Origin of the sequence: Citrobacter sp. RHBSTW-00881 (assembly GCF_013728515.1) — a bacterium.
In the GTDB taxonomy this organism is placed as follows: domain Bacteria; phylum Pseudomonadota; class Gammaproteobacteria; order Enterobacterales; family Enterobacteriaceae; genus Citrobacter; species Citrobacter braakii.
Genome location: NZ_CP056269.1, coordinates 3073850 through 3099988 on the forward strand (window position 1 = coordinate 3073850; position 26139 = coordinate 3099988).

Genomic DNA, 26139 nt, shown 5'->3' on the forward strand with positions numbered 1-26139 from the left:
CCGGAGTCTGAAATCATGAAATGCAATGTTCATGATTTCAGTTTGCTGGTTCAGGGACGGCTACTGACGCGAGTGCCAATTTCGTTGATGACATTTCTGGCCTGCTGATTAAGCGTTTTCCAGGGCGTTTCAGTAATAGAATATCCGGCATCCAGCGCAATACTGTAGCCCGGTTTGAACATAAGGAACGACGTGGCGCAGGCAAACTGCCAGGCGGAAATCGTCTGAATGGCGCTGCGACCTTCGGCCTGACTCGGCGCTTTACCGACCACATAGAACAGGCGACTATGGGGAATCCCTTTATGCACCAGCTCACGCCCCAGCAGCAGTGAGGGTTCCAGATCGTCGAGTGAGGTTCCGGTAGCAATCACCACAAGATTTGACTGACGGGAAATATCAAGAGAGGAAATATCGACAAACGGTCGGGTATCAACAATCAGGAACTGGTAATTGCTGGCGGCTTTGAGTGCCACATCATGTCGGCGATAAACCCCCGTTTCTACAGCAGGATAAATCCCTGCGTTATCGCGACGTTCCGACCACTTTGCGGAAGTCTGTTGCTGGCTGTCGAGGTCTGCCAGATGCACTTTTTTGCCGGAACGGGCAAATTCAACGGCAGTCGCACGGGCGAGAGTGGAGCGGCTGACACCGCCTTTCTGGCTGATGAAGCTGATAATCATACTGCCTCCTGACGCAAAATAATGAATGCAGGGGGAACATTGCCGAAAAATAAACCGCATGGCGGCAATAAACTGTATTCACGTCGGACATAATTTTATGAAAACACACTTTCATGAAAATCGGTTTTCTTGTTCAGTGAGATATCCTTTATCTCCAGGTCTTTTCTGGTAAAGCCTGTTACCTCTTAACCCCCTTTACCCTTGCCCTTTCCTTTAAATCCTTTCCTGCGAGGAATAAATTCATGAATATCTGTTTTCATGAAAAAAAAATGGCAAAAAAAACCCTCCGTAAAGAAGGGTATTTCGGTAATAATGAATCACAACAAACCATGTTCAGCGAACGAATAATGATTCTCACCAGGGGAGACAATCATATGGTCCAGCGTTTTAATATCCAGCATAGAAAGACATTTCACGATATGCTCTGTCACCGTTTTATCTGTCTGACTGGGATTAACTTCACCTGATGGGTGATTGTGGGCCAGAAGAACTGCCGCAGCATTTCGCAGCAATGCTTTGCGAGCAATAATACGGGGATGAATGCTTACATGATCCAGCGTGCCGCTGAATATAATTTCAGCTTCAATAATCCGGTTCTGATTATCGAGGAATATTACGCAGAAATGCTCCCGTTCATGATCGCTTAACTGCAGACGCAGATAATCAACAAACATTGCCGGACTCACAATTCCTGGTTCCGACTCTGCTGCCATAAAATCACTTTTTATCGCTCTGAGGGCGCGTTCAACCAGTTCTTTTGTTGCTTGAGAAGTTGTGTATTGCAGTGTAATTTCGGACATAGTAAGACTCCGGTGTAAAAAAGAGGGATTGAGTTGGAATAAGGAGGACACCACGCGTGATGCGTTGCTCGTTTTCAGGTGCGTGAGCATTAAAGGGCGTGAACTGAGTTCACCAGGGCGCTGCTACAGCAGCAATATGCAGAGCCAGTATGCTGATGGCTGTATAGAGTAAATACCGGGAATTAATTCTCAGAAATAAAAGAAACCGTTGTCTGATTTTTGTACCAGTGATAACCTGTGTTCATATTTTATTCAGTACAGGAAGTGCAGAATGAAACAGCAGAATATTGGATATCGTCTTGGTTTCCGGACCCGTCAGTTTGTACGCTGGCTCAGCGTACAGGAAATCCGACTGCAGCAGCGTGGCGTACCGTACTGGATAACAAAACTTCCTCTGTATCTTTGCATTGCCGCTGCGGTGGGATTGCTGCTTGCTGGCGCACTGTTTGCCGCGTTATGCCTGGCACTGATGATATTTATGGCTTGGTACCTGAATACTGCGGCTAATGGAAGAAGCGAAGGCCCAAAGGGAGACGAACCTTCGGATGGTTATAATGCAACAGGACCCGAAGGCCCTGGATTTTATTACAGCGGTAGGAGAATCGACGACTAAGAAGTTATCTTCCTACTTTCCGTGCGATAACATCACCCATCCTTCCACCTGATTTATTGGCGTCGGCTGATCCTGTAATAGCAGCCCGTTCGATCACCCCTCCCAGTTGAACTCCAGCCCATCCCAGCGCCCCCATCCAGAATGCAGGGAGCACGATAAACATCGTTCCCATCACAAACTGCATAATCAAATCGTCCTGGGTATTCTGTATCCCGGCCAGATTCCATGAACTGTGGGCATCGCCATCGTACAATAACGTCAGCATCCAACCGTCCAGCCAACGAGCCAGCTCCCACCAGAAAGTCAGGAACATCAGACCGAACTGCGCGAACGTCAGCGTCAGCACCGTTTTGATGCTGTAGGCAGAGAACACCGTCACCAGGGGGATGCAAATCACCAACACCATTAACAGAATAGCCTGCACCATTGGTAATGCCTGACGTAGTGAATCAAAAGCCGGAAACGCCGCCAGTGATGCCAGCGAATGGCCCAACGCCGCCCCCGTTCTGGCAAGACTATTGGTCAGAGTCGGGTCAACGTTACCGCCATAGCCCCTATACACCAGCCCGTCCTGCGATACCGTCATATTGCGCGGACTGATCAGCGCTCGCAGTACCGCCTCTTCATAGTTTTCCTTGCTGTAAGCCATTTTCTTAAATGACTGCCAGACATCCGGCTTAACCTGTGCCAGCAGTCGGGGTTTCAGTCCCACATCCGCATCAGACCACCACTGTTTGCAGGTCGGGTAGCCACCATTTCCCGTATTCACCAGTCCTGCATCCCGATTACTGTCATACGGCCAGGCGCTTCGTGGCGAACGGGCATGGTCAGTATCGTAATACCCTACCTGCGTCATAAATCGCGAGGAACCCGGCCAGGCCACATCCAGACTTTCGCCCAGGGTAAGTTCACCACCGCGCTGCTTCAGCCGTGAAAGTGATGGGGAATAGCACTCCATTACAAAATCACGCAGTTCCTGCCCTAACACCGGGTCGCTGATGCGGGTATGCTGCACTTCAAACCTGAGTTGTCGCAGGTCCGGTTTACACGGCAGCGTGGCAGTGGCAGCGCTGACCATCCCTTTGGATACAGCATGGATCAGATACCACCACACCGGCACCGCCGCCGTCTGACCGGAAATATCACTCACCAGTGGCGCATAACCTGACTGCTCCGGCGCGACAGGCATGGTGAAATTGCACTGTTTCGAGCGGTCGGTGTTGTACTTCATTTGCGTGATATCGATATTCAGCAACGGAACGCAGGTAAACATAATGACCAGTAGCGCCACATAAATCGTATTCTCCATCCAAGCCAGCGTCAGCCCGCCCGCATCACCTTCATCGGCACCCTGTTCCCGCGCTTTCAGCCAGAGGGATAACAGTTTCATCAGCAGCGGCAGCGCAAACAACCCCGTCGCCGTAATGGTGTCCCATATTCCGTTACTGATAAGCCAGCCCAGCAGCGTCAGGGCATACTCCAGGTAGCTGTATGTCGTCATGCGCCGTTCCCCTGTTGCAGCAGGTTACTGACTTCATTAACCGCCAGCAGAACCAGCGACCAGCCAGCAATGCGTTTCAGATGCGCCCTGCTCTGAACAGATAAACGCCGGTACAGAGAAAAACCAATGACGATACCCGAGATGTAGAGGCTTAACCGCCAGGCCAATAATCCATATCTCACCTGATACAGCGTATTTTGCAAAGACATCTCCGGGGACGTGAAGCGAAGTGTCAGTCCAGCGATAATCGCTACCCCGGTTAGCAGACCCACAGCCATCAGCGTAGATCTTAAACGTATCCATATAACATACATGGTTACTCCTCCCCGGCGGATTTGCTGAGATCATTCACTCGTTTGCTACCATCATCCTCCACGCTGACAGCCTCACCACGGGTGGCATCACGCAGCGTCTTACGTGTCAGAACGGAAGTACTGGCGTTATCTGCCAGCATTCGCCGCATCTCAAGTTCGAGCCGAAGCTGGTTCAGTTCCTGGTCAAGCTGCATCGTGGTCTGATTCAGTTGCGTTTGCGCCTCTTTTTCCGCCGCAATATTGGGTTCCCGCGCCCCAGCCAGAAGTGTGCGCCGGGCCATCAGCGCCTGTTCCATCACGCGGGCCAGCGCCATCTCACCAGATAAACGCTGTACCAGTACCGCTGCATCAGGATCGTCACGCAACGCCTCCACTACGCCACGTGTCAGTTGCAGGCTACCTCCAGAAGCTTTGCCGAGGTTCTCATAAGTGGGTTTTATGCTGCCGTTAACCAGTTCGGTCAGTACCTCTGCAATTTTTCCTGCTCTTCGGCAATCAGTGGCGACAGCCCCACCCCAGCCTGCGCACCGGTTTTATCTTCACTGCTGCCAGAAACATCGTTATCCGGCGCGACGTTGATGGTCTGTTCACCGACGACTCTGGTCATCCAGGACGCCGCCTCTTCTGGTTTGCTCCAGACCTGACAGAGCTCTCCCTGGCATTGTGACGGAGAAATACTGCCGGTATCGGTCACACTGCGCTGGTTCAGGATGTTGTACCCAACCCTGGTCGTATCGCCAACCAGCCTGATGGGTTGCTGCCCGCTCCCCCCTCGCTTCTGTCCTCCTACCCAGGTTTTTCCCTTACTGGCAGCTTCCTTCGCCACCTTCTTTTCTGCCCGCACCGCATCTGCTTCACTGACAGCAACACTCTGATAGTTTTCCGCCTTTGCACTTTGAGTCCATGCCGAACCGTAGGCAAAATCGGTCATCTTCTCGGCCATTTTCTGGCAGGTCAGCTGCGATTTATCAAAATCAATACGCCCCTGTAGCACCCCGTTAGTTAGCAGGTCGTAAAGCTGGGGATTAGCACGCTGAATGATCATCGCGGGGAGACTGGCAACAGCAGAAGTGGCAGACTGAATAACGTTGCCCATTAAATCCTGAAACCCCTCAGTTACACCATTCAGTTGGTTACGCACTGTGGTGCTGATATCGAAATTTCCGCACATCAGGTCGGCATTCCAGCCAGCCCGTACATTCAACAATTGCGTGTTACGCCGCGTCAGCGCCGGGGTTATCACCGAGCCTCCGCCAATCTGATAGTAAAGTGCGTCAGCAATCGCCCCCTGCTGATCCACGCTGTAGTTGTTCTCTGCCGCCAGCGCTGTATGGCAGAAAATGCTGGTCAGCATAGCCATCAGGACCGGTTTTATTTTTGATGCCATAGTGATTTAACCTCCGGTACTGCCAAGAAGAGTCTGCCCACGACGCTGACAGCATGAATACGGACGCCAGAGCGTCCAGGCGTAACTGCCATTTGTTGACAGCCGGTCGGCATAGGTATTGATTAGGGTGCGGTCAGGAAAAATGGCGCAGCTCATGCTTATTTGTGGGGTAAGTATCTGCCAGGTGTGATTTCCGGACTTGACTTCCATTACTGGCGATGGCGGCCAGTAACCTGGGCGGGAAGAAGCAACCAGCGGCAGGTAAACATGAAGCTGCCCGGCGCGGGTGACAATATCGGCAGTGCGCTGAGCGACAACGGCCCCGGCCTTATAATCATGCGTTTGCCCCAGCGCACCGGCCCGTGGATAAACATTGCCCCACAGATCACCAGGCTGACCGACTTCACGCAGGCCCGGCGTTAATGCTTCGGGATACAACATCTCCGGTACGCCACTGCGCCACGCCAGCATATCCAGCGTGCTGACAAAATAAGGCTGGAACGGCACGACATTGCTGCTGCAACTGTAGCCGTATGAACTCAGGAGCTTAAAAAAGGTGGCATCTGCCGGGTGACCGAAAGCATCCGAATTTTTGAAACGGATTTTGGTTTTGCTATTTCCGATGCGCGGGTTAGTGTCACCGCCTCCTTCTGCACCAGAAATGGCACTACCGGCAAACGCCATTTCACGCCATGGACTATCACCGGGCGTGTTATAGGCCGATACCACCAGCTCCGGCAGATTGTGTTTCACTCGTACCGAGGTTTTGACCGTACAACCGAACGGTGTACACAGGAGCCAGTAACAGATGCCGACAACACGATACTGCAGGCAGTCCGGAGCAAGAGCGGAGGCAATTATTTGCGGCGTGGTGATGGCGGTGGCTGGCAAAGTCACAGCCAGCAATGACGGAATAAGCGAGCGCAGTGCTTTCATGGCTGCTGCTCCCGCCACATTTCCAGCTTCTGCTGTGCCAGAGCGACATCAGTCGTGCCGTAGACCACAAATTTGTCATCGAACACCACTGCCGGAACCTTTGCGATATCCAGCATCCGGGCATCAAGCAACGCCTGATACGCGCGGTTCAGTCGAGCCTCCTGTAACTGCCAGTCAGGTTGTTGCATTCTCTGCTTTGCCTGATGCTCGGCAACTGCCGGATTATCAGACAGTACCGGAAACAGCGACTGCTCCAGTACCTGAACATTTTCCAGAATCTGCACCAGCACGCCGGGCTGCGGGTCAGCTACCAGAAGTTTTGGTGTGGAATAAACCACCGTCTGAGCCAGTGCGCCGGAGGCCACCAGCGCAGCAGACAGCATAAAAAAAAGGTGTATTCGTAAACGCATTTTTCTCCCTCAAATCATGAAGCGATCTGTGGGATTTAATGCTCAAGAGGCGCAGGCAACAGCAGAGAACTCAAATCCTGAAACGAAGGAAAATTCACAAACAAGTGAACCCGGAAGGGAGATACACTACACCATCGTATTTACCAGCAGAGAACAAACTGCTTTTGCTGAAACGGAAATGAAATTCAAAATATTACTATTATTTTCCGGGTTGGCCGGTCAACCTGAACGAATGATATGCAAAGTTCTGACAGGTAGCTAAGAGCGAGGAACGGCTATTCTTGTACAAACTTCGTCGCTAAATAGCTGCGTCTAATCCCGCTGCACTTGCCATTTATTGACTTGTGGCAGTTACACAAGAGCAACACATCGCGAGATCGGCGTAGTGCCGCTTAGCGGGGAAAACAGCTCCAATCCCTTGTCCTGCAAGGGCTGGAAAAAGTGTAGCACTATTGCGCGCAGCTATTTAGATTGCAGTGAAGCCATTGATTGACAAGTGAGCCGAATCAGACGAGTAGCCAATGAAAGTAAAACTTCGCCAACGATGATATTCTCAGTAAGTCATTTTACTATAAATTTTCCATCTAGTTCGAATATAAGGGAATACTATGCACCACCCAATACCCGCACAGCTAAATGCGCCTGAAACCCTGGATTTTTGTCTACAAGTTGTTCCTGATGCTCACGCAGTATTGATTAACAATGAACCTTTTCCGGGAGCGGAAGTTATGGACTGCTTTCCGAATGTTGAAATGGTAATTGAACAGAATGGTGGCAGGGCTGTTTACGGTTGGGCTATCTGGCAGGTACCAGGAGTTTATATTGAAGCTGAGTTCCACTGTATTTGGGAGAGTGATGATGGTGAAATGCTGGATATTACCCCATATCCTTATCGTACGGACAACATTCTTTTTCTCCCTGATAGTTCGCGGATTTATAAGGGTCAGCAGGTAGATAATATCCGTCAGGCTCTGGTAAATGATCCTGAGGTGATCAGGTGGTTGTACCTTGCCAGAAAACGTTTTGAAATCTTAAATACAGGTGACCTAGCGAACAAGCATGGACGTATTGAATTGCCACCAAAATTAGCCAAAGAGTTCAGTAAAGTTATTGAAGAGACAGAAAGGCTGGATTCCCGACTAAAACGACGGTATTCATGACGAGAGGACATCACTATTACCAGTAACCATTGGGAAAATAATACATACGGAGGTGATGTACGAGTTAGTTGTGTTATGGCGGCCTATGCCGCCATTTTTAATCAGTGATTAGCAAACCCACGAAGTCATACCCGTAATTACGGCTTTAGTTAATGCAATTAACTCCTCGTCAGAAAGATCTTCTAGCTCCTTTCCCGGGTATAGGGCTGGCATCATTCTATTAGCAACATGTTCCAGTTCAATATATTTCCCTAAAAGTAAGGCGTCTTTGTATAGTTCAATCAGTTCTGCTTTCATCAATAAATCCATCATTATATTCAAAAAAACAACAGCCAGGGAAAATTATGTAACTAGGCGATACTGCCTGGCACCGTGATTTCTGTATGTAAACAGTTGGCCTTTCTCTAATTGATTAACTTACAGTGATGTTAAAAATATCGGCTCTTGGCACTTAGCGGTTGGGGTGCAGGCCCGCTAAGACTACAATGAGCGAGGAGCGGAAGGTCGCTTTTGCTCCCGTATTAATAGTGGGTATTAATCAATCGGGAGCAGAACCATAGAGTTAGCTGTTTGATTCAGTATCAGCAACTCTTCTATATTTAGTAAGCAATTCTACTTTACGTAATTCAATCTCACGCATAATGTTTGATTGAATATCATGTATTTTAGAGGGCGACGCACCTTTAACCTTTATATTTATAAAGGTAATGCACAATTCAGGATTCACAGGGGTTTTTCTTCCATATTCACTAAACTCGTATGCAACCTTACATTCACCTGAATAGGATTCATAGCTAATTGTATAACTAGGGAAGGTGCGAACAAGTCCCTGATATGAGATCATGTTTGTCATCTGGAGCCATGGAACAGGGTTCATCATGAGTCATCAACTTACCTTCGCCGACAGTGAATTCAGCAGTAAGCGCCGTCAGACCAGAAAAGAGATTTTCTTGTCCCGTATGGAGCAGATTCTGCCATGGCAAAACATGGTGGAAGTCATCGAGCCGTTTTACCCCAAGGCTGGTAATGGCCGGCGACCTTATCCGCTGGAAACCATGCTACGCATTCACTGCATGCAGCATTGGTACAACCTGAGCGATGGCGCGATGGAAGATGCTCTGTACGAAATCGCCTCCATGCGTCGGTTTGCCCGGTTATCCCTGGATAGCGCCTTGCCTGACCGCACCACCATCATGAATTTCCGCCACCTGCTGGAGCAGCATCAACTGGCCCGCCAATTGTTCAAGACCATCAATCGCTGGCTGGCCGAAGCAGGCGTCATGATGACTCAAGGCACCTTGGTCGATGCCACCATCATTGAGGCACCCAGCTCGACCAAGAACAAAGAGCAGCAACGCGATCCGGAGATGCATCAGACCAAGAAAGGCAATCAGTGGCACTTTGGCATGAAGGCCCACATTGGTGTCGATGCCAAGAGTGGCCTGACCCACAGCCTAGTCACCACCGCGGCCAACGAGCATGACCTCAATCAGCTGGGTAATCTGCTGCATGGAGAGGAGCAATTTGTCTCAGCCGATGCCGGCTACCAAGGGGCGCCACAGCGCGAGGAGCTGGCCGAGGTGGATGTGGACTGGCTGATCGCCGAGCGCCCCGGCAAGGTAAGAACCTTGAAACAGCATCCACGCAAGAACAAAACGGCCATCAACATCGAATACATGAAAGCCAGCATCCGTGCCAGGGTGGAGCACCCATTTCGCATCATCAAGCGACAGTTCGGCTTCGTGAAAGCCAGATACAAGGGGTTGCTGAAAAACGATAACCAACTGGCGATGTTATTCACGCTGGCCAACCTGTTTCGGGCGGACCAAATGATACGTCAGTGGGAGAGATCTCACTAAAAACTGGGGATAACGCCTTAAATGGCGAAGAAACGGTCTAAATAGGCTGATTCAAGGCATTTACGGGAGAAAAAATCGGCTCAAACATGAAGAAATGAAATGACTGAGTCAGCCGAGAAGAATTTCCCCGCTTATTCGCACCTTCCCTAGCGACAACCTTAGTAACACGTACATACGGGTGTATGTGTTTCCATTTGACAGATATTATATTCTCTAGATTTCCTTTGACTCTATACTGGTCAATATCTTTTTCGAGGAAATTAGTCACAGCATCTGATTGTTTTTCATAACCAGTAGAATGATCAGGATTAAAATGAACATCATCTATTTTTTGATGGTAGAATAAGTATCCAATATGAAGGGAGGCTAATTCATTAAGGAATTTCACTCTATTTTCATTTTCAAAATCATCCATCAGAACTCTACCTCGATGAGGCGAATGCTCAATTATATTATTGCTTTCCAAATGCCCCTCTATCAAGGTTATGACATTTTCAGCTATTTCTTTAGTTTCCGGAGATGTGTGATTTAGTTTGACATTCATTAAAAGCTGGGAGTTACCAGTGATGCCATTAAAGTCTTTCTTGATTTCCACAGATCCTTTAAAGAATTTCTCAGTTATATACCAATCATCTAGAATATCTGTTTTACAAATTTCGAACTCCATTATTACGGAATTATTACTTCTACCATCTAGGGATGTAAAATCGCTAAAATCTGATATTTCATAATTAATATAACCATTTTTTGTAATTTTACCAACATCTACAAAACCACTAACTTCCTCAAGTAAATCAACATCTTGCTTAAGATCGAAATTCCTAAAATTTACTTTATCTAGTTTTTCCTTTGTTTTAATGCTGCTTAATAAATCATAAGATTCATCAGGGCTTAGTAAAGAGGTGATCAAGTTTGGAACTGTGCCTGATTTTTCAGACACTCCGCAAAAAAGCCCTCTTTCTTTAAGTAGATTATTGATCATTGTAGAGCTACAGTTCTGCTGGCTCACAAGATTTTTCAGTTCATCTCCGGAGGGAATGAAATCAATATCATTTTTCATCAGAAATGCTCCTGAAAGTGCTATTATAAGAATCAACGATTAATGTAATATCCCCTACGACATCCTCAGTGCCATCTTCAAAACCCTGTGCCATTTTGACTTCATCAACTGAAGGGGAGTCTGTGAGTTTATTATATTTATTGAAATAAATCTCATAATGATTTGCGAAATCGGAACAAAGTTTTCTAGCTAATTTATATACCAACCCTAGTGATTCCTTACTATAATTAAAATCGCAAAGTAATATAAACTTTCGCCCATTATCATCAGGCACAGAAATAGGAATTATTGGAGAGGTAATGTATTCAACAGGCATTATCTTAGAATGTCTTGTTGAAGATGAAACATTTAAGGTAGTGTTAAGGCAGAAAAAAGATATTTCACCATGCTTTTTCTTGATAAAGCTTATCGAGTTGTATAAAAATTTAGCTCTTGCGTTATCAACGAGATGTATGGCGTTGAACTTGAGGGTAGAATCGATTCTATGATTGATGATTTCACCTTTAATATTATCATTTGAATCGCTTTCATCATTATTTAAATAAAACAAAACCCCAATATCTTCTTTTCTTGAACTACCTGGAAATTGTTTTGTTATGGTTCTTTTAAACTGGGATTTTGAATAACATTCAATGGTATGTGCCAAGTCTCTGAAATGTGAACGAAAAGTAGTTTTGACTTTATCGTAAGGTACTGATGAATATTTTGCAGAAACAACAACGCTTACTAATGATTGTTTTTGAAGCATAGAGTTGTAGACATACAAAGCATCTATTCCATGTGTCTTTTTAGCATGCTCTCCCACGCAGCAATCTAATTGCTTGTTACTACATAGGTTTTTCCATCCAAAGAGTTTCAGAAAGTCATTGACTATCTCTTCTCCCACCTCTCCGACATATTTTGAGAACTCGCCCATTACCTAAACCGCCGTCTATTAAATTATAATTCTTTATAGTATTAATCTTATTCACATTTATCAACATTAGGAGTAAGCAAGACGAATTTGTAGTGAGTCATCAATCGACTTCTGCCTCTGGCACAGAGCAGCCTGTCAGATTAGGTTTCGCCCTGTGCCGTAACAATGTCAGCTCTTACATGAGCTAATACAATTTATGCGAAAGTATTCAGCCCTCTCAGACTGTCAATCCGCTTGGCAACCTGAATAGCCGCATCCAGTTCACTTATCTCCTGCTCACGCATCAGCTGCGCACGTTCGGCTTTCTCGTGCTTTTCCGTCATCCCCAGCGCCAGAAATAAACTCGGGGGAACGACCCGAAATAGCGCTTCAATTTTCGTCGCCAGCACTACGCCTTCGGTATATTTCCCGGACGCTTTCGTGGCAGACAACAGCAACTGCTTCTGCTCCTGTGTCAGGTTTTTAAACCGCTCCAGTTGCTCAACTTCCTCCGGGGGCATAACCAATAGCTCCCACCATTCAATCATGTTGAGTAGCTTCTTCGCATCGTCCGGGAAGTCCGACAGATTCTGTGTAGCAAGCCATAGCCAGATACCGAGCTTGCGCCACATCTTGGAGCCTTTAGTCAGGAACCGCGCCAGCAACGGGTTAACAGTGATGATGTGCGATTCATCGGTAATATTGACGATGGAGCGGGAGAGATGCTGGTCACGCTCGCCGATATTGTTGATATGGTTAATCAGCGAGATATAGGCAATTGCCAGTTGCGCTTCGTAGCCCTCGCGGGCAAATGTCGCCAGGTCCACCAGCGTGATATCCGCATCCGGCCAGGGTTCACCTTCCCGGTTGAATAGTTCCCCTTCAAAACCAGAGCAAAACATGTTCATACTTTCCGCCATCTCATAGGCACGGACACGGCGGTTCTCTGGCAACGTCGGGGCTTTTGCCAGAGTAAACAGCGCATCGCGCACATCCTGCGTCAGCGTCTGGCGTTTTGCCTGGTGGCAGATCCGGGCCGCATCCAGAATTGCCTGACGTATCATCGCCCGATCCGGACGGGTCAGACGCGCATCCTCCTTCACCTCACCACCAGTTATCATCAACCGGGCCGTGATTTCCATCTCACCCAGAATGTCGCGCTGATCATCGCCATCCTGTTCAGGCTGATCCTCATCATCAGGAATATCGGCGCTGACGGGCTCCTCCACCAGCCGCCAGGCATCAGCAAACAACGGCAGAGTCACGCCACTGCCCGGTTTCAGGCTGATCTTGTTGACGGTCAGGCCATAACGCTTTGCATAATCCGCAGTCAGACCAAAGGAGTTACCGGCTTCAACAATAAACAGACGAGGGCGATGTAATGCCATCAGTTGCGCGATTTTACCGTTGAGCGTGGCAGATTTACCTGCACCGGTCGGCCCCAGCAGAAGCAGGTGACCATTTTTGGAGCGATCGTCTTTATTCAACGGATCAAAATCCAGTGGCGTGCCGCCCCGGTTGAAATAGCTGATGCCTGGATGCCCGGTACCGGTCTCCCGCCCAAAGACTGGCAACAGGTTGGCGATATGCTGGACAAAATTAAACCGTGTATAAAGATTGCGTTTATCCCGCGCCGGATCGAAGTTCGCAGGCAGCCAGCGCAAATAACTGCTCAGCGGTACAACCTCGTCACCGTCCTGTACCGGCACCAGCCCAGCGTTAAGCAACACGCTGTTCAGTTCACGGTTCTGTTTGTTCAGCGCAGAAATATCAGAAGCTGAAAGATAGAATGCCAGCGTGCTGCGATACATCTTATGACCGTCTTTCAGCCACGTTTTCACCTCCTGGCAGTCGGATTTGGTGTATTCAGAGTCCACATTTTCACCGATGGCACGATCTGCCAGGCGGTTAAGATGCGCCTCCAGTAAGTCCTGGGGGTGCACTACCATTGTCAGCGACATCACCGTGGATTCCGGCAGCAGATCAAACAGCGCATTAACAGCATCTCCACGCCGGGTCTCTCCCGTCAGATGCCCCGGTTGCGGCGCTTTTCGCAGGCGGTCAACGACAATCACTTTGTGCGGCAGATTATCAAAATACCAGAGGCCTTTCTCAGCATCCGACACCGGTTCGCTAAACAACAGATTCTCGGCGAAGTCATTCAATATGGGAGGGACGCCCGTTTCCTGCACATCAGGTTCGGTCACTGTATTATAAAACGCCAGTCGGTCATCCTTTACCGGAGCCGGGTTCAACCAACGAACCAGCCAGCGTGAAATGTCGGTTCTGTTCTGGCGACAGGCAGTCAACCCGGCCCCAGCCAGCGCAGAAACCAGACGTTCACAGGCATTATTCAGCGCCTGTTCCGGGGATTGTTCACCATGTGCCATTTTTGCTGGCAGGTAACGATAAACTACCATCCGGGTACGACGTATCTGCCCGCGCCACGGCGTTTTTGTCACTACGTCATCCAGAAACAAACCACCTGATCGGGTAATACTTCTCAGGTGGCGATCCATCTCATCGAGCCATGCTTCACTAAAGGCAGAACCTTTTGCCTCAGGTGTAACATAATCACGCAGCTTCTGCATATAACCACTGAAATCATCCTCGTTCTGGCAGAAAAACTGTATCACCCATGGATGCATGTCAGTTTCGTCAAATGAGTCCTGGAGGGCATCTTTAACGATATCGCGTACGTCCTCCAGATAATGCCGGGAGCGGCCTTCGGTACCCACTGGCGTAATATCGTAGATCGCGGCAACTGAGCATCCGTCATCCAGCAGCAGCGTCTGGCTGTCATCCTGAAACTCCACCCACGGCAATAAATCGGCGAATGAAGGACCTTTCTGATATGCCGCATTTGCTGCCTGCTGCGTCAGTTTTCCGCTGCGTGGTCGGCTTGCATTCTCTCTCATCACAGCGCCTCCGTGCGTTCGCCAGGAAGCGCATAATAAGTGCGGGAATGAAGTGGGAAGACCGTGGTATAACCGGGCACCGGCACCCCCTCACCTTCGGTCAGGTGTGGAAATACATACATAACCATATCGGGGTTAGGCAGACGTTTGAACTGTGTCTGGATCTCATTCTCCGCTGTGCGGGTGTACTTATGTTGCTCCTGGACTGAAATCTCTGTCAGCGGGCGACGTAACTGGCTGCGCTGGTCGTGCAGTGTGGCGCTGCCGCCGGTCTGGCGGCCCCACAGTGATAGCATGGTGGTGTTTTTATCCACGGGTAACAGCGTTTCCTGGGATGTACTGCATCCAGTGATCATCAACACCAGCAGCAAGGGCGTAAGGTGTATAAAGTGATTTTTCATCAGTCCAGCTTCCTTTTGTTCGCTGAGGATTGCGCATATTTCACCTTACGACCCTGAATCTCATAATCAACGGGGATTTGTCGGGTGATATGGATAGCGACGGGGTGACCGGGAGGAACATAGATGGCATCGAACATCTGGCCGTAACGCTGTTTAAACCAGTCAGCGCTCTCTTTCAGCCCGCCACCGAGCGCTTGCCCCAGGACGTATTGACCGCTGCTACCTGTAACTGCAGACGTGACCGAGCCACCATCCACTGTCGTGGTGGTCTGCCCGTTGGAAAAAGCGTCTGCAGCAGCGGAAGAACCCGCCAGCAGGAATTGCGAGCCGATATACTCAGCCGCGTTGGATTTTCGTTCACCGGGAATACACGGCAGACCGTGCGGATCGGATAGCCAGCCAATTTCGCTGCCCTGCCCTTTGTTGCTGTCACTATTAGCTTTGTTACCCGCTGATGGCACAGTGCGAATGGTGCCATCGCGAAAAACAAACGTCATGCTGTGAACCGTGCCACGCACGCAGGAGAGCGTCCAGTCGCCGGAAGCCGTGCCGGATATCACCGCGCCCTCAACATCCGGTAATTCGATACCATTGGCAGTGAGGTTATCCCGGCCAATCAGCACTTTAAACGGATACGGATCGCTCACCGTACCGTTGACCGGTACCCGTCCCAGCAGTGCTGTCATCGCCACTGACCCCGTAAGCGTGCTGTTTTCCGGCAGAGTATAAACGGGTGTTGCTTCGTCAATAGCACGCTCGCCTTTTGCCACCGCCAGAAATTCTTTCTTCTGCTTGCTGATGGCATTTTCTCCGGCATTGCCAAAAGACGATGGAAACTGCACGCCAGAGGCAGCAGATTGCCCGTGTTTGTCTAACGGCCTGGCATCTGCAGGCTCCACCCAGCGTACCGCACCAGCCGGAACATCCTGGTTATCCAGTCCCAGCCCCGGAGGAATATCACCGCCCACGCCAGCACCGGCCAGTGTGCCGGACTTCTGGCTTAGCTGGTTCAGCTTCTGCTGAAAGCTGTCCAGCATTGAAGTCTGTTGTTGCTTCAGCTCTTTGTTAAATGTCTCCCGTTCCCGGTTAAGGGCACTGTTGATTCGCCCTTCAACACTAGTGTCGCGCTCCCGCAGCCGCTGATTTTCTTTCACCAGCGCAGCGCTGTTAATGCGCATTTCCTCCATCTCTGCCCGATATTGCTTCATTTGACCCACCAGCGTAGCAACCGTGTCACGTGGGGTATCGCCATCGATACCCAACGCCTTCATTTCATCACCAGTGAGATCAGCCACCACGTTGCGGTCCACGGTCTGTGTTTCATTGCCGGAGGTACGACAGGCTTTCAGACCAATGAAACCCGCGCCGAGCAGAAGTGACGGGACAAGGATTTTCAGCAGGCTATTCGCTTTAAGCTGCATCACTTATCCCCCTTCGTCTTTTCCAGCACGGGCTCGGGCACAATGGCGCTGTCGGCGCTGCCATCCGTCACCAGATACACGACGGTGGTGTCCTCCGGCGTGCCGTGCGCACCCAACCAGCGGTGCTGAAATGTTGCTGTCAGAAAATTGCCCTGCAATGTGCGAGGATCGAGGTCAATGCGTCCGCGACTCTGGTTTTGCAGCTTAATCGCAGTAACCGTGACGTCTCCCAGTCGCCAGGCATTCAGCGGTGTAGCGGTAGCCAGTTCACCGGGCAAAAGAGTGGTGACAGCGGTGGGCAAACGTACCGGCACTGGCGTGATCCCCGCCACCGGCTCCACTGTGCGCAGCGGTGCATAGAGCATCTGCGCGGCATAACGAGTGAGCACCACCGGGAGCGGACCGGCGAATTCTTCCGGCGTTCCTGGCTTAACCTGATGTTCCGTGTCGTCTGGCATGACGGTATCGCTGCGCCAGACCGCATCGTTATAACGCAGCTCCAGCGGCTCCAGCTCATCACCCGCTGTCGCACGAATATCCAGCAAAATCAGCTCACCGCTATCTATATCAAACAGTTGCAGACGCGTATCAGGAAAATCTTCGGCGGCACGCAGGTAGACCGTGCCGCCGCTACTTTGAATGCGCAGTTTGCCGTCCAGCGCTACCGGATAACCCACCCGCACATTTTTGTTAACGAAGACCACCCGTTCATGTCCGGTATGTAGTTCAACCTGCAGCGGCAGGCGTTGCCATTGCACCAGTTCAGTGGCCTTAGTTGCACAGTGACAAAGCATGAAAGTCAGGAACAAAAAGAATCTGAATGGCTTCATGATTTTGCCTCCGTTGTTGCTGCTGCTTCCAGTTTCTGCGGGTGTCCAGCGAAACAGTCGAGCGCCATTCCCCAGGGATTTTTCTCTGCATCGACGTCATAACGCACAATATTCAGCGGGTAACGTACCAGTGCCCTTTTGACTGGTTCAGCGCGGTAGTATTCATCCACACTCAAATCGAGCGTCACTGTCCAGCGGTCACGACCAAGCACCTGTACCCGCTTGTTATGAAATCCACGCCCAGGGATTTCGTATACACCACGTACACGGTCGCGCAGTTCCCCACGGTCGCGACGCTGGCGATAATCATCTTCAAGCTGTAGATAGCAAGCAGGCGTCAAATAGGCCGTCAGCGCATTGAGGTTACGCGAGTAGTCTTCCTCACCATTAGTTGGCCAGCGGTTAATTTGCTGAAAGATATAAAAACTGAAGGCATAAACCTGTCCGGGCGGGATTTCCCACCACGGACGGGTACTACCCGCTCGTAAATCGGGGGGATTATGGATGGTCAGATGACGGGGTGCGCTCTGCCAGCCATACCACAAGGCAATACTGACCAGCAACATCAGGCCAATCACCAACCGTAGCGTCATAATATGGGCATCCCGCGCCGCCAGCGCATGTTTGAACTGGCTCATACTCTCTCACTCCTGCGTATCACCCATACGGCGCTTTCCTGCACCAGTTTCGGATCGCCAAAGCCGTAGCGTGCAAACCGGGCCCCCATCATCCGATACAGCCACGTATCCGGACGCCCGCGCTTAAGGCGTGCCAGCCACTTACCGCCGACCATAATAGCCAGCGCGGCACCCGCCAGTGCGCCTGTAGGGATCAACGCCCAAATCTTCAGCAAAACAGCGGGAAAAATTCCCCCCACAACACCAGTGACCAGGCCACCTCCCAGAGCAATAAACAACTCGGTGGTGGTCATACCCCGGAAAACAACCGGCTCCCGGTTCAGTCTGTCAGGCAGAAATTCAATAGTCTGTGCCATTACAGGACATCCCCCGCCTGAGTGAGCAACCAGATGATGATCACCAACAAAATCGCCCCAACACCCGCCATCGCGCCCAGGTCTTTCCACTGCTTTTTACCCGCCTGAATCTCGGAATAAGTGGAAATACAGCTATTGGCGACCACCAAAAAACCAACGGCACAAATCCCCAGCGACAGCAGGATCACGATGTCATAGCCATAATTTTTCAGGGTATCCATGATACCGCTGCCTTTGCCACGTGAAGGGTCTTCCATCGTTGGCAGATCGGCTCGCGCAGAAAGGGAAAATGCGAATGCAGAAGTCATAAGAGAACGCAGAACCGCTTTTTTCGTCATGGGGTTGTTCCTTTGCAGAAGAGATAATTAGCTGAGCACCAGCCAGAAGCTGACCAGCAGAAGGAGCACGGTACGGGCAACAATGCTGCCGAGTTGTTTCAGGGAAAGATTTCCGGTTGAGAAGGCGCGAAGTGAGCGCATACAGACCCACGCAGCCCAGAGAAAAAGCGCTGCGCACAGCAGACTGAGAAACAGCAGATTAACTTCGGCGGGTTTTGCCGAACTGCCTGCCTGAAAAGCCGTCATCTGGGCATCCGTCACTGCGCATTCTCCCGCCGGTAGTGCCCTGCAAGCGGCAATACGGGCTGAGGCTGGGCGCGGGAAGGTGTCAGGTATTGTCCAACACCTGAACGGATCGCACGGATATCGGCATATGCCTGCGGGTAATCGAAGAAAAAGCGCTGTTCAGGTGCAACAGATGCCTGCTTCTCGGCGCGCTGCAGTGTGGATTCAAACTGATTTAACTGATTCAGCAACAGCGACAAATTTTCCCGCTCTGTTGCCGGGGCTGCTATTGGATGACCTGCCAGCAAACATCCGCACAGGCACAAATATGAAAAACGTTTCACGGTACTCTCCATAAATGAATAGCAAGGAGAGCACCAGCATGCCGGGACCATTATATTCATTCCGCAATGAACTGTTTTCCCGGTAAAAACAAAAAATCCCGTCTGCGGAGAAAAGGGATTATAAAATTACCCCCCCCGGTTGACTACATATATTTCTTGAAGAGACCAAACATAATACTGACCATCAGACCACAAAATGATGCTGCCGGTAATAAAATAAAGCAGGGGTTAACGGAAAATGGCAGAGACAGATAAACCACCCACGCCAGAAAAAATACTGGCATAACCGATCTTTTAGCATGGTGATAAATAAATCCGGACTCATAGCCGCAGCCAAACCGACGAATATCACGCCGCACCAGCCCATCAACGATTCCCACCAGAACCGCCAGAATAAATAAAGGAGCAGTGAGCAGCAGAATAAAAACCCGCAGCACAAACGTCAGAGTGATCCAGACCGAAGCCTGAATATAGGTGTCGATCCAGTATATCCAAGCGTTATCTGGCCTGTTTCGCAATTTTTCCAGCCAGGGGATAAATCCGGTGTCGATAAAAACCCACTGCCAGGTCTGGTGCAGAATAATTTCCAGTTTCCCGGCAGGGTCAGTCATCAGCAGACTGTGTGTGACATTTTCAGCAAACCAGCTTAACTCTTCGTTCATCATCAGATGGCTGTGTTCTGCCCCCTGTTCGGGCCAAATAAAAGCAATGCCCAGCCACTCAACCGCCAGGCTGAAAAACAGGGAACCAATCAGCGTAGCGCTGGCCTTCCCCAGCCAGGACAGTGGCGTGCTAATCAGTCCCTTCTTCGGCGGATTGTTGTTCTGAACCGGTGCATCACTCATTCAGTCCCTCCTGCAGGGCGGTAAGCAGAGCAGAATGGTCCACAGGGATATCCGGCATGGCTGTATTATTCCACCACTGTTCGCCGGTGTGGTAATTCGTCTGCATATATTCCGCGAGCTGCGCGATACTGTCTGGCATCAGCTTATCGTTATCCGCAGCGGGCAGCGGCATGCGGATTTTCCACAGTTGTCCCCCTTCCAGCAGGGCAAATGCCTGGCCCTTCGGAAGCTGTATCAGTGCAGCCGGATCAATCAATGGTACGCTGACAGAACTTACCCTGTCCTGGGTGTTGCTGGTGAAGTCCGTCCCTGTTTCCGGGTTTGAGGAGTCCGTAACGCCGGAAATCACCGTATTCGTCAGCACATCCACTTCATGTAATTGTCCCGTCATCAGTTCCGCCGTGGCGGTTTCGCGCACGCGCAGCATAATCAGGTTGTTGAAGTTGCCTATGACCTGGCCTGCTTTCGCTGCATTGCCTATCCGCGCCTCAATATCACTCAGCGTCTGGGTATAGGCGGTCACCTGGATGCCTGCACCACCGCCTTTGTTGATCAACGGAATAAACTCATCCCCCATCAATTCGTTGAACTCGTCACAGTGGAGGTTTATGGGGATTTTTGCAGGATTATCTCCGCCCGGCAGGCCGTCATTGACACCGAATTTATAGATATAACCAGCGATGGAGACCAAATCGGCGAACATACTGTTACCGACAGCGGCTGCGATTTCGCTATCAGACAATGCATCCAGACCCACATACACAACACCACGTTTGCGGATAATCTGCTGCCAGTCGAAAATCGGACGTGGATCTTCCAGATCACTGTAAGACGGGGCCAGAAGCTGCGCAGTTTTTCCGGTTGTCAGTTTTTCCAGTAAGGGCAGCAGGGAGGCCACAATTTTGTCGAAATAGGTCTTGTCATAGCGCACAGCAGAACGCAGGCCATCAAGGATCGGGTCGTAAATTTTTGTGGCGGCCAGATACTGTTCCAGCGCGACCACATGTTTATCCCGCCCCTGCAAATTTCGCGGCGTATTTTTCTCGTTCACCTTCCCGGCGATCTGCGCAATGATTTCCCACGCTTTCGGCTCGTGCTTTGGCAGGTAGTACTGGGCATAGCTGATAAACAGATCATCAATGTTAATAACGTGGCGGCTGATTTGCAGATAATCCGGACGCTGGCCCAGCTCAATGAGTGCGCGAGAAATGATATTGACAAACCGCCAGGCAAATTCTTTAAACGCGGCAGAGTTTCCTTCCCCGGAAAGCTGACCGGCTATGCGGCTCGCCACTTCCGAAATTCGTCCGAAACGGCCTACAGCGTTATAGCGGGCACTGATATCCGGCCAGCCAAGGTGAAAGACATAAAACTCATCCTCTCTCCCCGCCCGTTTCGCCTCCGCATATGCTCGTTTCAGCAGGTCGGCATCGCCTTTCGGATCAAAAATAATGACCACTTCTCCACGTCGGATATCCTGGGTGATAAACAACTCCGCGAGCCGGGTTTTACCGACGCGGGTGGTACCCATAACCAGCGTATGCCCAACGCGTTCACCCAGCGGCAGGGTGACATCAGCCTCATCCAGTTCAATACCGTGCAACAGCGCACTACCGCCGACGGGCGGCAACGGGCGTACCGGATTCAGCGGGCTGTCGCAGGACAGAATACGCCGTATGGCCGGCAGGCTTGCTTCAAAGTTTTTTTCCAGGCTGCGGGCCTGACGATAAAACCAGCCGGGGTGGATATAACCCGCCACCTCCGGGCGGCGGCAGGTATGCAGACGCTGAGTATGTTTCTGCTCCCAGCGAAAACCAAGCCCGATAAAAAGGTTGTGGCGGCTGACAGGTACCTGGCTGCTTGTCATTACATAACGCGGCAGGCGGCGAATATTGCGACGGTAGCGCAAAATCGTCATTCCCTGTCGGGCACGAATACCGGCGAACAACAAAAATCCCCCTGCCAGCGGATAACTGACGGAAGGGGCCAGCATCACCGACCACGGCGCAATCAGGCAGACAGCTCCCGCAGCCAGTCCGGCTGTGGCACTGTATAGCTCCACAGCCGGGCGTAGCAGCGCTTCAATCACATGGCGGTTACTCATTGAGACAGCCCGGTATCTGTGATCAGCACCGGGTATGTATCCAGTTGCAGGCGCTGCGCCAGATCGTCGCCGCTGACCGGCAACAGCGGCAGTCCCTCTGCCTGCTGGCGCAGTGCATTCAGATCCGCTTCTGACGCCACGTTCACCACCAGCCCGGTGGCATTCAGCGATTTAAGCCGGGACTTATGCTCTGTCAGCCAGCGTACCGACAACGGATCGTCGCCCAGAATAAACAACGGCGTCATTCCTGGCAGCGACAGCGGGCGGGATGATACGACTCCGGGACGCAGAAGAGTGGTCACCACAGGGAATACGGCGCTTTCCAGCGGAATAACCTGCGAAGGTGTCTGTTCTCTCTCCGGTTCCGGTGCAATGACCTCAAATAATGGAGCGGTTGACTCGCCGCCCAGGTCGGCCACTACGATCAGCGCCTGAGTGGCACAGGAGAATGCAAGCAGTAAAGCAGGAATAGCTATTTTCAGCATGTCATGAATTCCTTCTTTATATTGGTTCATGAGGAAATTTTTTGCAGATAGCGAAGCACTTCAGTGCGATAGCGCTGTGCAGGTTTACCCCCTGCCGGATGGTGATAGCGACCAGCCGCTTCCTGCCAGCTCTGCCATTGATCGTAATGACCACGTAGCAAACGGGCTGCGACCTGCAAATTGAGGTAAGGCGTCAGTGCATCACACGGCGTGGTGAAGTGATGCCCGTTCCAGCCAAGATTGATTTGAGCCAGCCCCGCATCAATACGCTTTGGATTGATGGTGCGCATAAACTGATTCAGTGCCGCACAGGCATCCTGACGAGTTGAATAGCGGTAGCCTTTCCCGGCGATATTCAGCGTCCACGGCCACGGTCGGATCCCCTGCGGTACGTGGGAACCGCTTTCGGTCAGCGCCATGGCATACAACAAATCAGCGGGAACGCCAGCCTGCTGAGCTACCCGCCGGTAACCTGAAGGAACATCCTGCTCAGCGTGAGCAAAAGGCAGAGGCGACAGCAGAATCAGCCATATCAGGGAGCGGTAATGGGTAGCCATGTGTCCCCCTGCTTTTCCAGAACCACGGGCATTTTTCCCTGCCCGTAGTGCAGCCAACGACCAGCGTCATGGTTCAGCGTGACTTCCCGGCGCTGTACCCGCGTATTATCTATATGCTGTGAAACCGCCCAGCGCCGCAGACGACTGTCGTTGTTATCGCTGCCTACCAGCCAGATATCCAGTGGGTTTCCGGCATTAAGCAGCGTTTTCAGACGAGTATCGCAGGCGGTGCAATCTTCCCGGACAAACACCGCCAGTCGCGAAGTCCTGTCCGGCGTGGTTGCCACAGCGGGCATCAAACCAGGAAAGCGGCGTTTCCAGGCTGCATCATAGGCTCGCTGAAATGCGAGTTCTTTCTCCACCCGCTGAGACTCTTTTTCCACCAGCAGATCGGCGTATCTCTGGCGTTCGGCATCCGTTGTTGCCTCTACTCCTAGCAGGGTCAGCGGATCAAGCGACGGTGACCAGATGCCGCGCTCGCTATGTTTCAGCGTTTCATAGCGACTCCACTCTTCCAGAGTCAGCCCCCACTGCTGTGCTGCGGGATGGGAGGAAAGCGGCGTTTCAGTGCTGTTCTGCACAACGGAGGTCGTTTCGTTTCCGGCCTGCGCAAGAGGTGTTGCCAGCGTCAGCAGAAGTGCCAGATATTTACCTTTCATCAGGCTCACCTCAGCTCAGGTTATGAGTGGCAGATGAAGGGGCAAAACAGACCGTACGGGTGACTTCGTCAACTGCCATTGTCCACGCCGGACCGGCAATAATTTTCAGGGCATCGTCAATGCGAATCGGTCCTGCCGAGCGCTGAATATCCGGCAGAGGACTGCTAAACAGTTGTCTGGAATCATCTGTTACGGGCAGGCATAAGCCGTAGCCGGTTCCCGTCAACCAGAGCTGCAGGGCGTCACCGCGCGTCGGCAATTTCCCGTTTTTTTTCGGTGCAGGAAAAGAATGGCTGGCAACCTGGCGCAGTGGATAACGCAGCACCTCATCCTGAGTGAGGCTGACCAGCGTGTAGCGAGCTGTATGGACTACTTCAACGGGTGTCGGTGAGGCAGAAATAACAGGGGCGGACTCTGGTCTGGTGACCGATTTAGGGGCGCAGGCTGTCAGCAAAATCGTAGTAATAACTGCTACGGGCCAAAATAGATATTTTCGCATAATAAACTCTCCGGCTAATAAGACCGGGACAGCATGAGAAAATCAGTCTGAAAAAACCGCAGTAAACTGAACAGAGATAATGACAAATAAAAAATGACGCCCCGGAGAGCGTCAGCGATACAAAAAATTGTTATTACTGATACCACCAGGTATCAAACTGCTCAGCAAAATCATTTGCCTGCTGGTAATGAACGCCAAAGTTATGGGTAAAATACCCGTCAGAAGTAGCATAACTGACAAAACAATCACCATTACGGTGTTCCATCAGTGCCGCACTGGTCTGATATTTTTGTGCCAGCGTAATAAGTTCATCAAGCTGAAAACCATGCTGTAATGCCGTCAGCAACATAGACTGAACCGCCTGCATCTCTGCATTACGCATGAAATTCAATTGAGCCTGGTAACTTTCATCATTCATATCATGCTCCGGGAAATAAAAGGGCTTACTCAAAGGGCGCCGTCAACGACAGCAAATTGCCGAAGCAATAAAAACAAACTACAGCTGATGAAATAATAAAGAACTCACTTTCCATAAAATAAGAAGACTACCGATTCTGACCGGTAGGCTATTTAAAAAATAATGTAGAGTGATGATTAACTCATCATCGTATTGGTATGAAATGAGTTGATGCCCCAGTGCTATTGGAGTTGCACCAATTTAATCTTATATTTTTGCCTATTGGATCACATTTCATAAAGCCATAACAAATAAAATACAACAGTTTGCTTACACAATAAATTGGAGTCTGATATGCCATATCCCATTATGTCATGGGCACAGATTGCACCAGCCTACTCACGAGGAACGATTCTACTGGGCAACGGTGCCAGTATTGCCATATCACCAAGCTTTAGTTATGGCTCATTACTTGAACATGCCCAAAATACACATCAACTTTCAGAAGATGTATATCGTTTATTTGATTTTTTTGGAACACACGATTTTGAACTCATACTTCGGTTGGTATGGCAGGCATCGAATGTTAATAGGTCTCTTCGAATACCAGACGCTCAAACACATCAAGCCTATCAGAATGTCAGAGAGTGCCTGATTCAGGCTGTACGTAATGTGCATCCTGCGTATGATCAGATAAGTCATCATTTACCTAACATGTACCAATTTCTTAAAGGATTCGACACGATCTTTTCATTGAACTATGACTTATTGGTCTACTGGACAATGACATATGGACTAGACATCCCTGATGGCCATATGTTTAAAGATTGTTTCATCCGCAGCATGTTCGACGATGACTGGCGGAGATTTCGTGAACGTTACAGAGAGCGGAGCAATACTCTTGTTTTCTACCCGCATGGCAGTCTGGCTTTATGCCGAAATAGGGTTGAACAGGAGTTCAAAATATCCAACGATGGAGAAGGACTATTAGAGGCTATCCTTGACGAATGGCGCAGTGAAAGAGTCGTTCCACTGTTTGTTAGCGAAGGCAGAATGGAACAAAAGATTTCCTCGATTCAAAATAGCTATTATTTATCAACAATATACAGGGAGGTTTTGAAATCACAGAGATCTTCGTTGACACTCCTAGGCTGGGGACTTGGGGAGCATGACCTACATTTACTGCATCGAATGCAAGGAACTGGAATCCAGCGGGTAGCTGTCTCCGTTTTTCGCCGTGATCAGGTCTATTGTAACTATGCGTATCAAACCATTCAGGATGCACTAGCTCAGCTTGAGCCTGTCCAGGTTGACTTCTTTGATAGCGAAAGCCCTGGATGCTGGATTCACCCTATGCCTCAAATATAGGTAAGTATAAAAGGAAAGCGCCGCAGGGCGGCGCTGACAGGTATTCACCTGAATGAGAATGAATAAGAAAACAGACAATTAAACCATCCCCCGGTATGGCCTGACTGACCATACCGATCCGCTATGGGGAAACGGATCG

31 protein-coding genes and 1 pseudogene are annotated in these 26139 nt (G+C 50.3%); 5 read left to right on the forward strand and 27 right to left on the reverse strand.

The genetic code is table 11. From position 1 onward, the window contains the following. Positions 1 to 50: 50 nt before the first annotated feature. On the reverse strand, positions 51 to 680 hold the full coding sequence (locus HV311_RS14865; RefSeq protein WP_046481277.1) for a ParA family protein: 630 nt from the start codon (positions 678 to 680) through the stop codon (positions 51 to 53). A gap of 317 nt (positions 681 to 997) precedes the next feature. Then, complete coding sequence (locus HV311_RS14870) at positions 998 to 1480, reverse strand: JAB domain-containing protein (RefSeq protein ID WP_046481278.1); 483 nt, start codon at positions 1478 to 1480, stop codon at positions 998 to 1000. Between the two features lie 271 nt (positions 1481 to 1751). Between HV311_RS14870 and HV311_RS14875 the strand changes: the two genes are divergently transcribed. Next, the gene (locus HV311_RS14875; protein ID WP_046481279.1) at positions 1752 to 2093 is read left to right on the forward strand and encodes a DUF3742 family protein; all 342 of its coding nucleotides are present in this window, start codon (positions 1752 to 1754) and stop codon (positions 2091 to 2093) included. A 4-nt stretch (positions 2094 to 2097) separates the two neighbouring features. Here the strand turns inward: HV311_RS14875 and HV311_RS14880 are convergent, their stop codons facing one another. From HV311_RS14880 to HV311_RS14900, 5 genes and pseudogenes are all read right to left on the reverse strand, one after another. Continuing rightward, a complete protein-coding gene (locus tag HV311_RS14880; RefSeq protein ID WP_046481280.1) occupies positions 2098 to 3594 on the reverse strand; it encodes a conjugal transfer protein TraG N-terminal domain-containing protein in 1497 nt (498 codons plus the stop codon). Further along, complete coding sequence (locus tag HV311_RS14885; RefSeq protein ID WP_046481281.1) at positions 3591 to 3908, reverse strand: hypothetical protein; 318 nt, start codon at positions 3906 to 3908, stop codon at positions 3591 to 3593. Before HV311_RS14885 ends, HV311_RS14880 begins: the two co-directional genes overlap by 4 nt. Before the next feature lie 2 nt (positions 3909 to 3910). Continuing rightward, a pseudogene (locus tag HV311_RS14890) lies at positions 3911 to 5268 on the reverse strand (integrating conjugative element protein). 33 nt (positions 5269 to 5301) lie between these two features. Further along, entirely contained in the window at positions 5302 to 6231 is a 930-nt protein-coding gene (locus HV311_RS14895) for a TIGR03756 family integrating conjugative element protein (RefSeq protein WP_046481282.1), read from the reverse strand. Then, complete coding sequence (locus HV311_RS14900; protein WP_046481283.1) at positions 6228 to 6641, reverse strand: TIGR03757 family integrating conjugative element protein; 414 nt, start codon at positions 6639 to 6641, stop codon at positions 6228 to 6230. Before HV311_RS14900 ends, HV311_RS14895 begins: the two co-directional genes overlap by 4 nt. A 28-nt stretch (positions 6642 to 6669) precedes the next feature. On the opposite strand from HV311_RS14900, the gene HV311_RS14905 reads away from it, so the two are divergent. Further along, positions 6670 to 6903 (forward strand): hypothetical protein, encoded by a 234-nt coding sequence (locus tag HV311_RS14905; protein ID WP_148675904.1) that lies wholly within the window; start codon positions 6670 to 6672, stop codon positions 6901 to 6903. A gap of 346 nt (positions 6904 to 7249) precedes the next feature. Beyond that, positions 7250 to 7801, forward strand: coding sequence for a hypothetical protein (locus HV311_RS14910; protein ID WP_182279903.1), 552 nt, complete (start codon positions 7250 to 7252; stop codon positions 7799 to 7801). Positions 7802 to 7909: 108 nt separating this feature from the next. Here the strand turns inward: HV311_RS14910 and HV311_RS14915 are convergent, their stop codons facing one another. Both HV311_RS14915 and HV311_RS14920 read right to left on the reverse strand, forming a co-directional pair. After that, positions 7910 to 8098 carry a hypothetical protein gene (locus HV311_RS14915; RefSeq protein WP_046481285.1) on the reverse strand — a complete coding sequence of 63 codons (189 nt, stop codon included), beginning with the start codon at positions 8096 to 8098 and terminating at the stop codon, positions 7910 to 7912. A gap of 265 nt (positions 8099 to 8363) precedes the next feature. Then, positions 8364 to 8681, reverse strand: a complete 318-nt coding sequence (locus tag HV311_RS14920; protein ID WP_191221222.1) for a hypothetical protein — start codon at positions 8679 to 8681, stop codon at positions 8364 to 8366. On the opposite strand from HV311_RS14920, the gene HV311_RS14925 reads away from it, so the two are divergent. Continuing rightward, on the forward strand, positions 8680 to 9660 hold the full coding sequence (locus HV311_RS14925; RefSeq protein WP_064349473.1) for an IS5-like element IS5 family transposase: 981 nt from the start codon (positions 8680 to 8682) through the stop codon (positions 9658 to 9660). The genes HV311_RS14920 and HV311_RS14925 overlap by 2 nt on opposite strands. 37 nt (positions 9661 to 9697) lie before the next feature. Here HV311_RS14925 and HV311_RS14930 read toward each other — a convergent pair whose 3' ends face one another. From HV311_RS14930 to HV311_RS15015, 18 genes are all read right to left on the reverse strand, one after another. Continuing rightward, positions 9698 to 10720, reverse strand: a complete 1023-nt coding sequence (locus HV311_RS14930; protein ID WP_326928868.1) for a hypothetical protein — start codon at positions 10718 to 10720, stop codon at positions 9698 to 9700. Further along, a complete protein-coding gene (gene gapS4a, locus HV311_RS14935) occupies positions 10710 to 11636 on the reverse strand; it encodes a GapS4a family protein (protein WP_046481287.1) in 927 nt (308 codons plus the stop codon). The genes HV311_RS14930 and gapS4a overlap by 11 nt, the downstream gene beginning before the upstream one ends. A 194-nt stretch (positions 11637 to 11830) precedes the next feature. Beyond that, complete coding sequence (locus HV311_RS14940) at positions 11831 to 14533, reverse strand: conjugative transfer ATPase (protein ID WP_046481288.1); 2703 nt, start codon at positions 14531 to 14533, stop codon at positions 11831 to 11833. Beyond that, on the reverse strand, positions 14533 to 14934 hold the full coding sequence (locus tag HV311_RS14945) for a TIGR03751 family conjugal transfer lipoprotein (protein WP_046481289.1): 402 nt from the start codon (positions 14932 to 14934) through the stop codon (positions 14533 to 14535). The genes HV311_RS14940 and HV311_RS14945 overlap by 1 nt, the downstream gene beginning before the upstream one ends. Next, a complete protein-coding gene (locus HV311_RS14950; RefSeq protein WP_046481290.1) occupies positions 14934 to 16355 on the reverse strand; it encodes a TIGR03752 family integrating conjugative element protein in 1422 nt (473 codons plus the stop codon). Before HV311_RS14950 ends, HV311_RS14945 begins: the two co-directional genes overlap by 1 nt. Continuing rightward, positions 16355 to 17185 (reverse strand): TIGR03749 family integrating conjugative element protein, encoded by an 831-nt coding sequence (locus HV311_RS14955; protein WP_046481291.1) that lies wholly within the window; start codon positions 17183 to 17185, stop codon positions 16355 to 16357. Before HV311_RS14955 ends, HV311_RS14950 begins: the two co-directional genes overlap by 1 nt. Further along, on the reverse strand, positions 17182 to 17823 hold the full coding sequence (locus HV311_RS14960; protein ID WP_046481292.1) for a PFL_4703 family integrating conjugative element protein: 642 nt from the start codon (positions 17821 to 17823) through the stop codon (positions 17182 to 17184). The genes HV311_RS14955 and HV311_RS14960 overlap by 4 nt, the downstream gene beginning before the upstream one ends. Continuing rightward, positions 17820 to 18179, reverse strand: coding sequence for a TIGR03750 family conjugal transfer protein (locus HV311_RS14965; protein ID WP_046481293.1), 360 nt, complete (start codon positions 18177 to 18179; stop codon positions 17820 to 17822). The genes HV311_RS14960 and HV311_RS14965 overlap by 4 nt, the downstream gene beginning before the upstream one ends. Then, a complete protein-coding gene (locus tag HV311_RS14970; protein ID WP_046481294.1) occupies positions 18179 to 18517 on the reverse strand; it encodes a TIGR03745 family integrating conjugative element membrane protein in 339 nt (112 codons plus the stop codon). Before HV311_RS14970 ends, HV311_RS14965 begins: the two co-directional genes overlap by 1 nt. 27 nt (positions 18518 to 18544) lie before the next feature. After that, the gene (locus HV311_RS14975) at positions 18545 to 18778 is read right to left on the reverse strand and encodes a TIGR03758 family integrating conjugative element protein (protein ID WP_046481295.1); all 234 of its coding nucleotides are present in this window, start codon (positions 18776 to 18778) and stop codon (positions 18545 to 18547) included. Continuing rightward, on the reverse strand, positions 18775 to 19086 hold the full coding sequence (locus tag HV311_RS14980; RefSeq protein WP_226991638.1) for an integrative conjugative element protein, RAQPRD family: 312 nt from the start codon (positions 19084 to 19086) through the stop codon (positions 18775 to 18777). Before HV311_RS14980 ends, HV311_RS14975 begins: the two co-directional genes overlap by 4 nt. A gap of 143 nt (positions 19087 to 19229) precedes the next feature. Beyond that, complete coding sequence (locus tag HV311_RS14985; protein ID WP_046481296.1) at positions 19230 to 19931, reverse strand: TIGR03747 family integrating conjugative element membrane protein; 702 nt, start codon at positions 19929 to 19931, stop codon at positions 19230 to 19232. Further along, entirely contained in the window at positions 19924 to 22035 is a 2112-nt protein-coding gene (gene traD / locus HV311_RS14990; RefSeq protein WP_046481297.1) for a type IV conjugative transfer system coupling protein TraD, read from the reverse strand. Before traD ends, HV311_RS14985 begins: the two co-directional genes overlap by 8 nt. After that, entirely contained in the window at positions 22032 to 22520 is a 489-nt protein-coding gene (locus HV311_RS14995; RefSeq protein ID WP_046481298.1) for an integrating conjugative element protein, read from the reverse strand. Before HV311_RS14995 ends, traD begins: the two co-directional genes overlap by 4 nt. A gap of 26 nt (positions 22521 to 22546) precedes the next feature. Beyond that, complete coding sequence (locus HV311_RS15000) at positions 22547 to 23077, reverse strand: transglycosylase SLT domain-containing protein (RefSeq protein ID WP_046481299.1); 531 nt, start codon at positions 23075 to 23077, stop codon at positions 22547 to 22549. Continuing rightward, positions 23053 to 23736, reverse strand: coding sequence for a TIGR03759 family integrating conjugative element protein (locus HV311_RS15005; protein WP_077259939.1), 684 nt, complete (start codon positions 23734 to 23736; stop codon positions 23053 to 23055). The genes HV311_RS15000 and HV311_RS15005 overlap by 25 nt, the downstream gene beginning before the upstream one ends. 10 nt (positions 23737 to 23746) lie before the next feature. Continuing rightward, positions 23747 to 24235 (reverse strand): PFGI-1 class ICE element type IV pilus protein PilL2, encoded by a 489-nt coding sequence (gene pilL2 / locus HV311_RS15010; protein WP_075212271.1) that lies wholly within the window; start codon positions 24233 to 24235, stop codon positions 23747 to 23749. 133 nt (positions 24236 to 24368) lie between these two features. Next, on the reverse strand, positions 24369 to 24653 hold the full coding sequence (locus HV311_RS15015) for a hypothetical protein (protein ID WP_046481300.1): 285 nt from the start codon (positions 24651 to 24653) through the stop codon (positions 24369 to 24371). 333 nt (positions 24654 to 24986) lie between these two features. On the opposite strand from HV311_RS15015, the gene HV311_RS15020 reads away from it, so the two are divergent. Continuing rightward, complete coding sequence (locus tag HV311_RS15020; protein WP_046481301.1) at positions 24987 to 26000, forward strand: DUF4917 family protein; 1014 nt, start codon at positions 24987 to 24989, stop codon at positions 25998 to 26000. Positions 26001 to 26139: the final 139 nt, after the last annotated feature.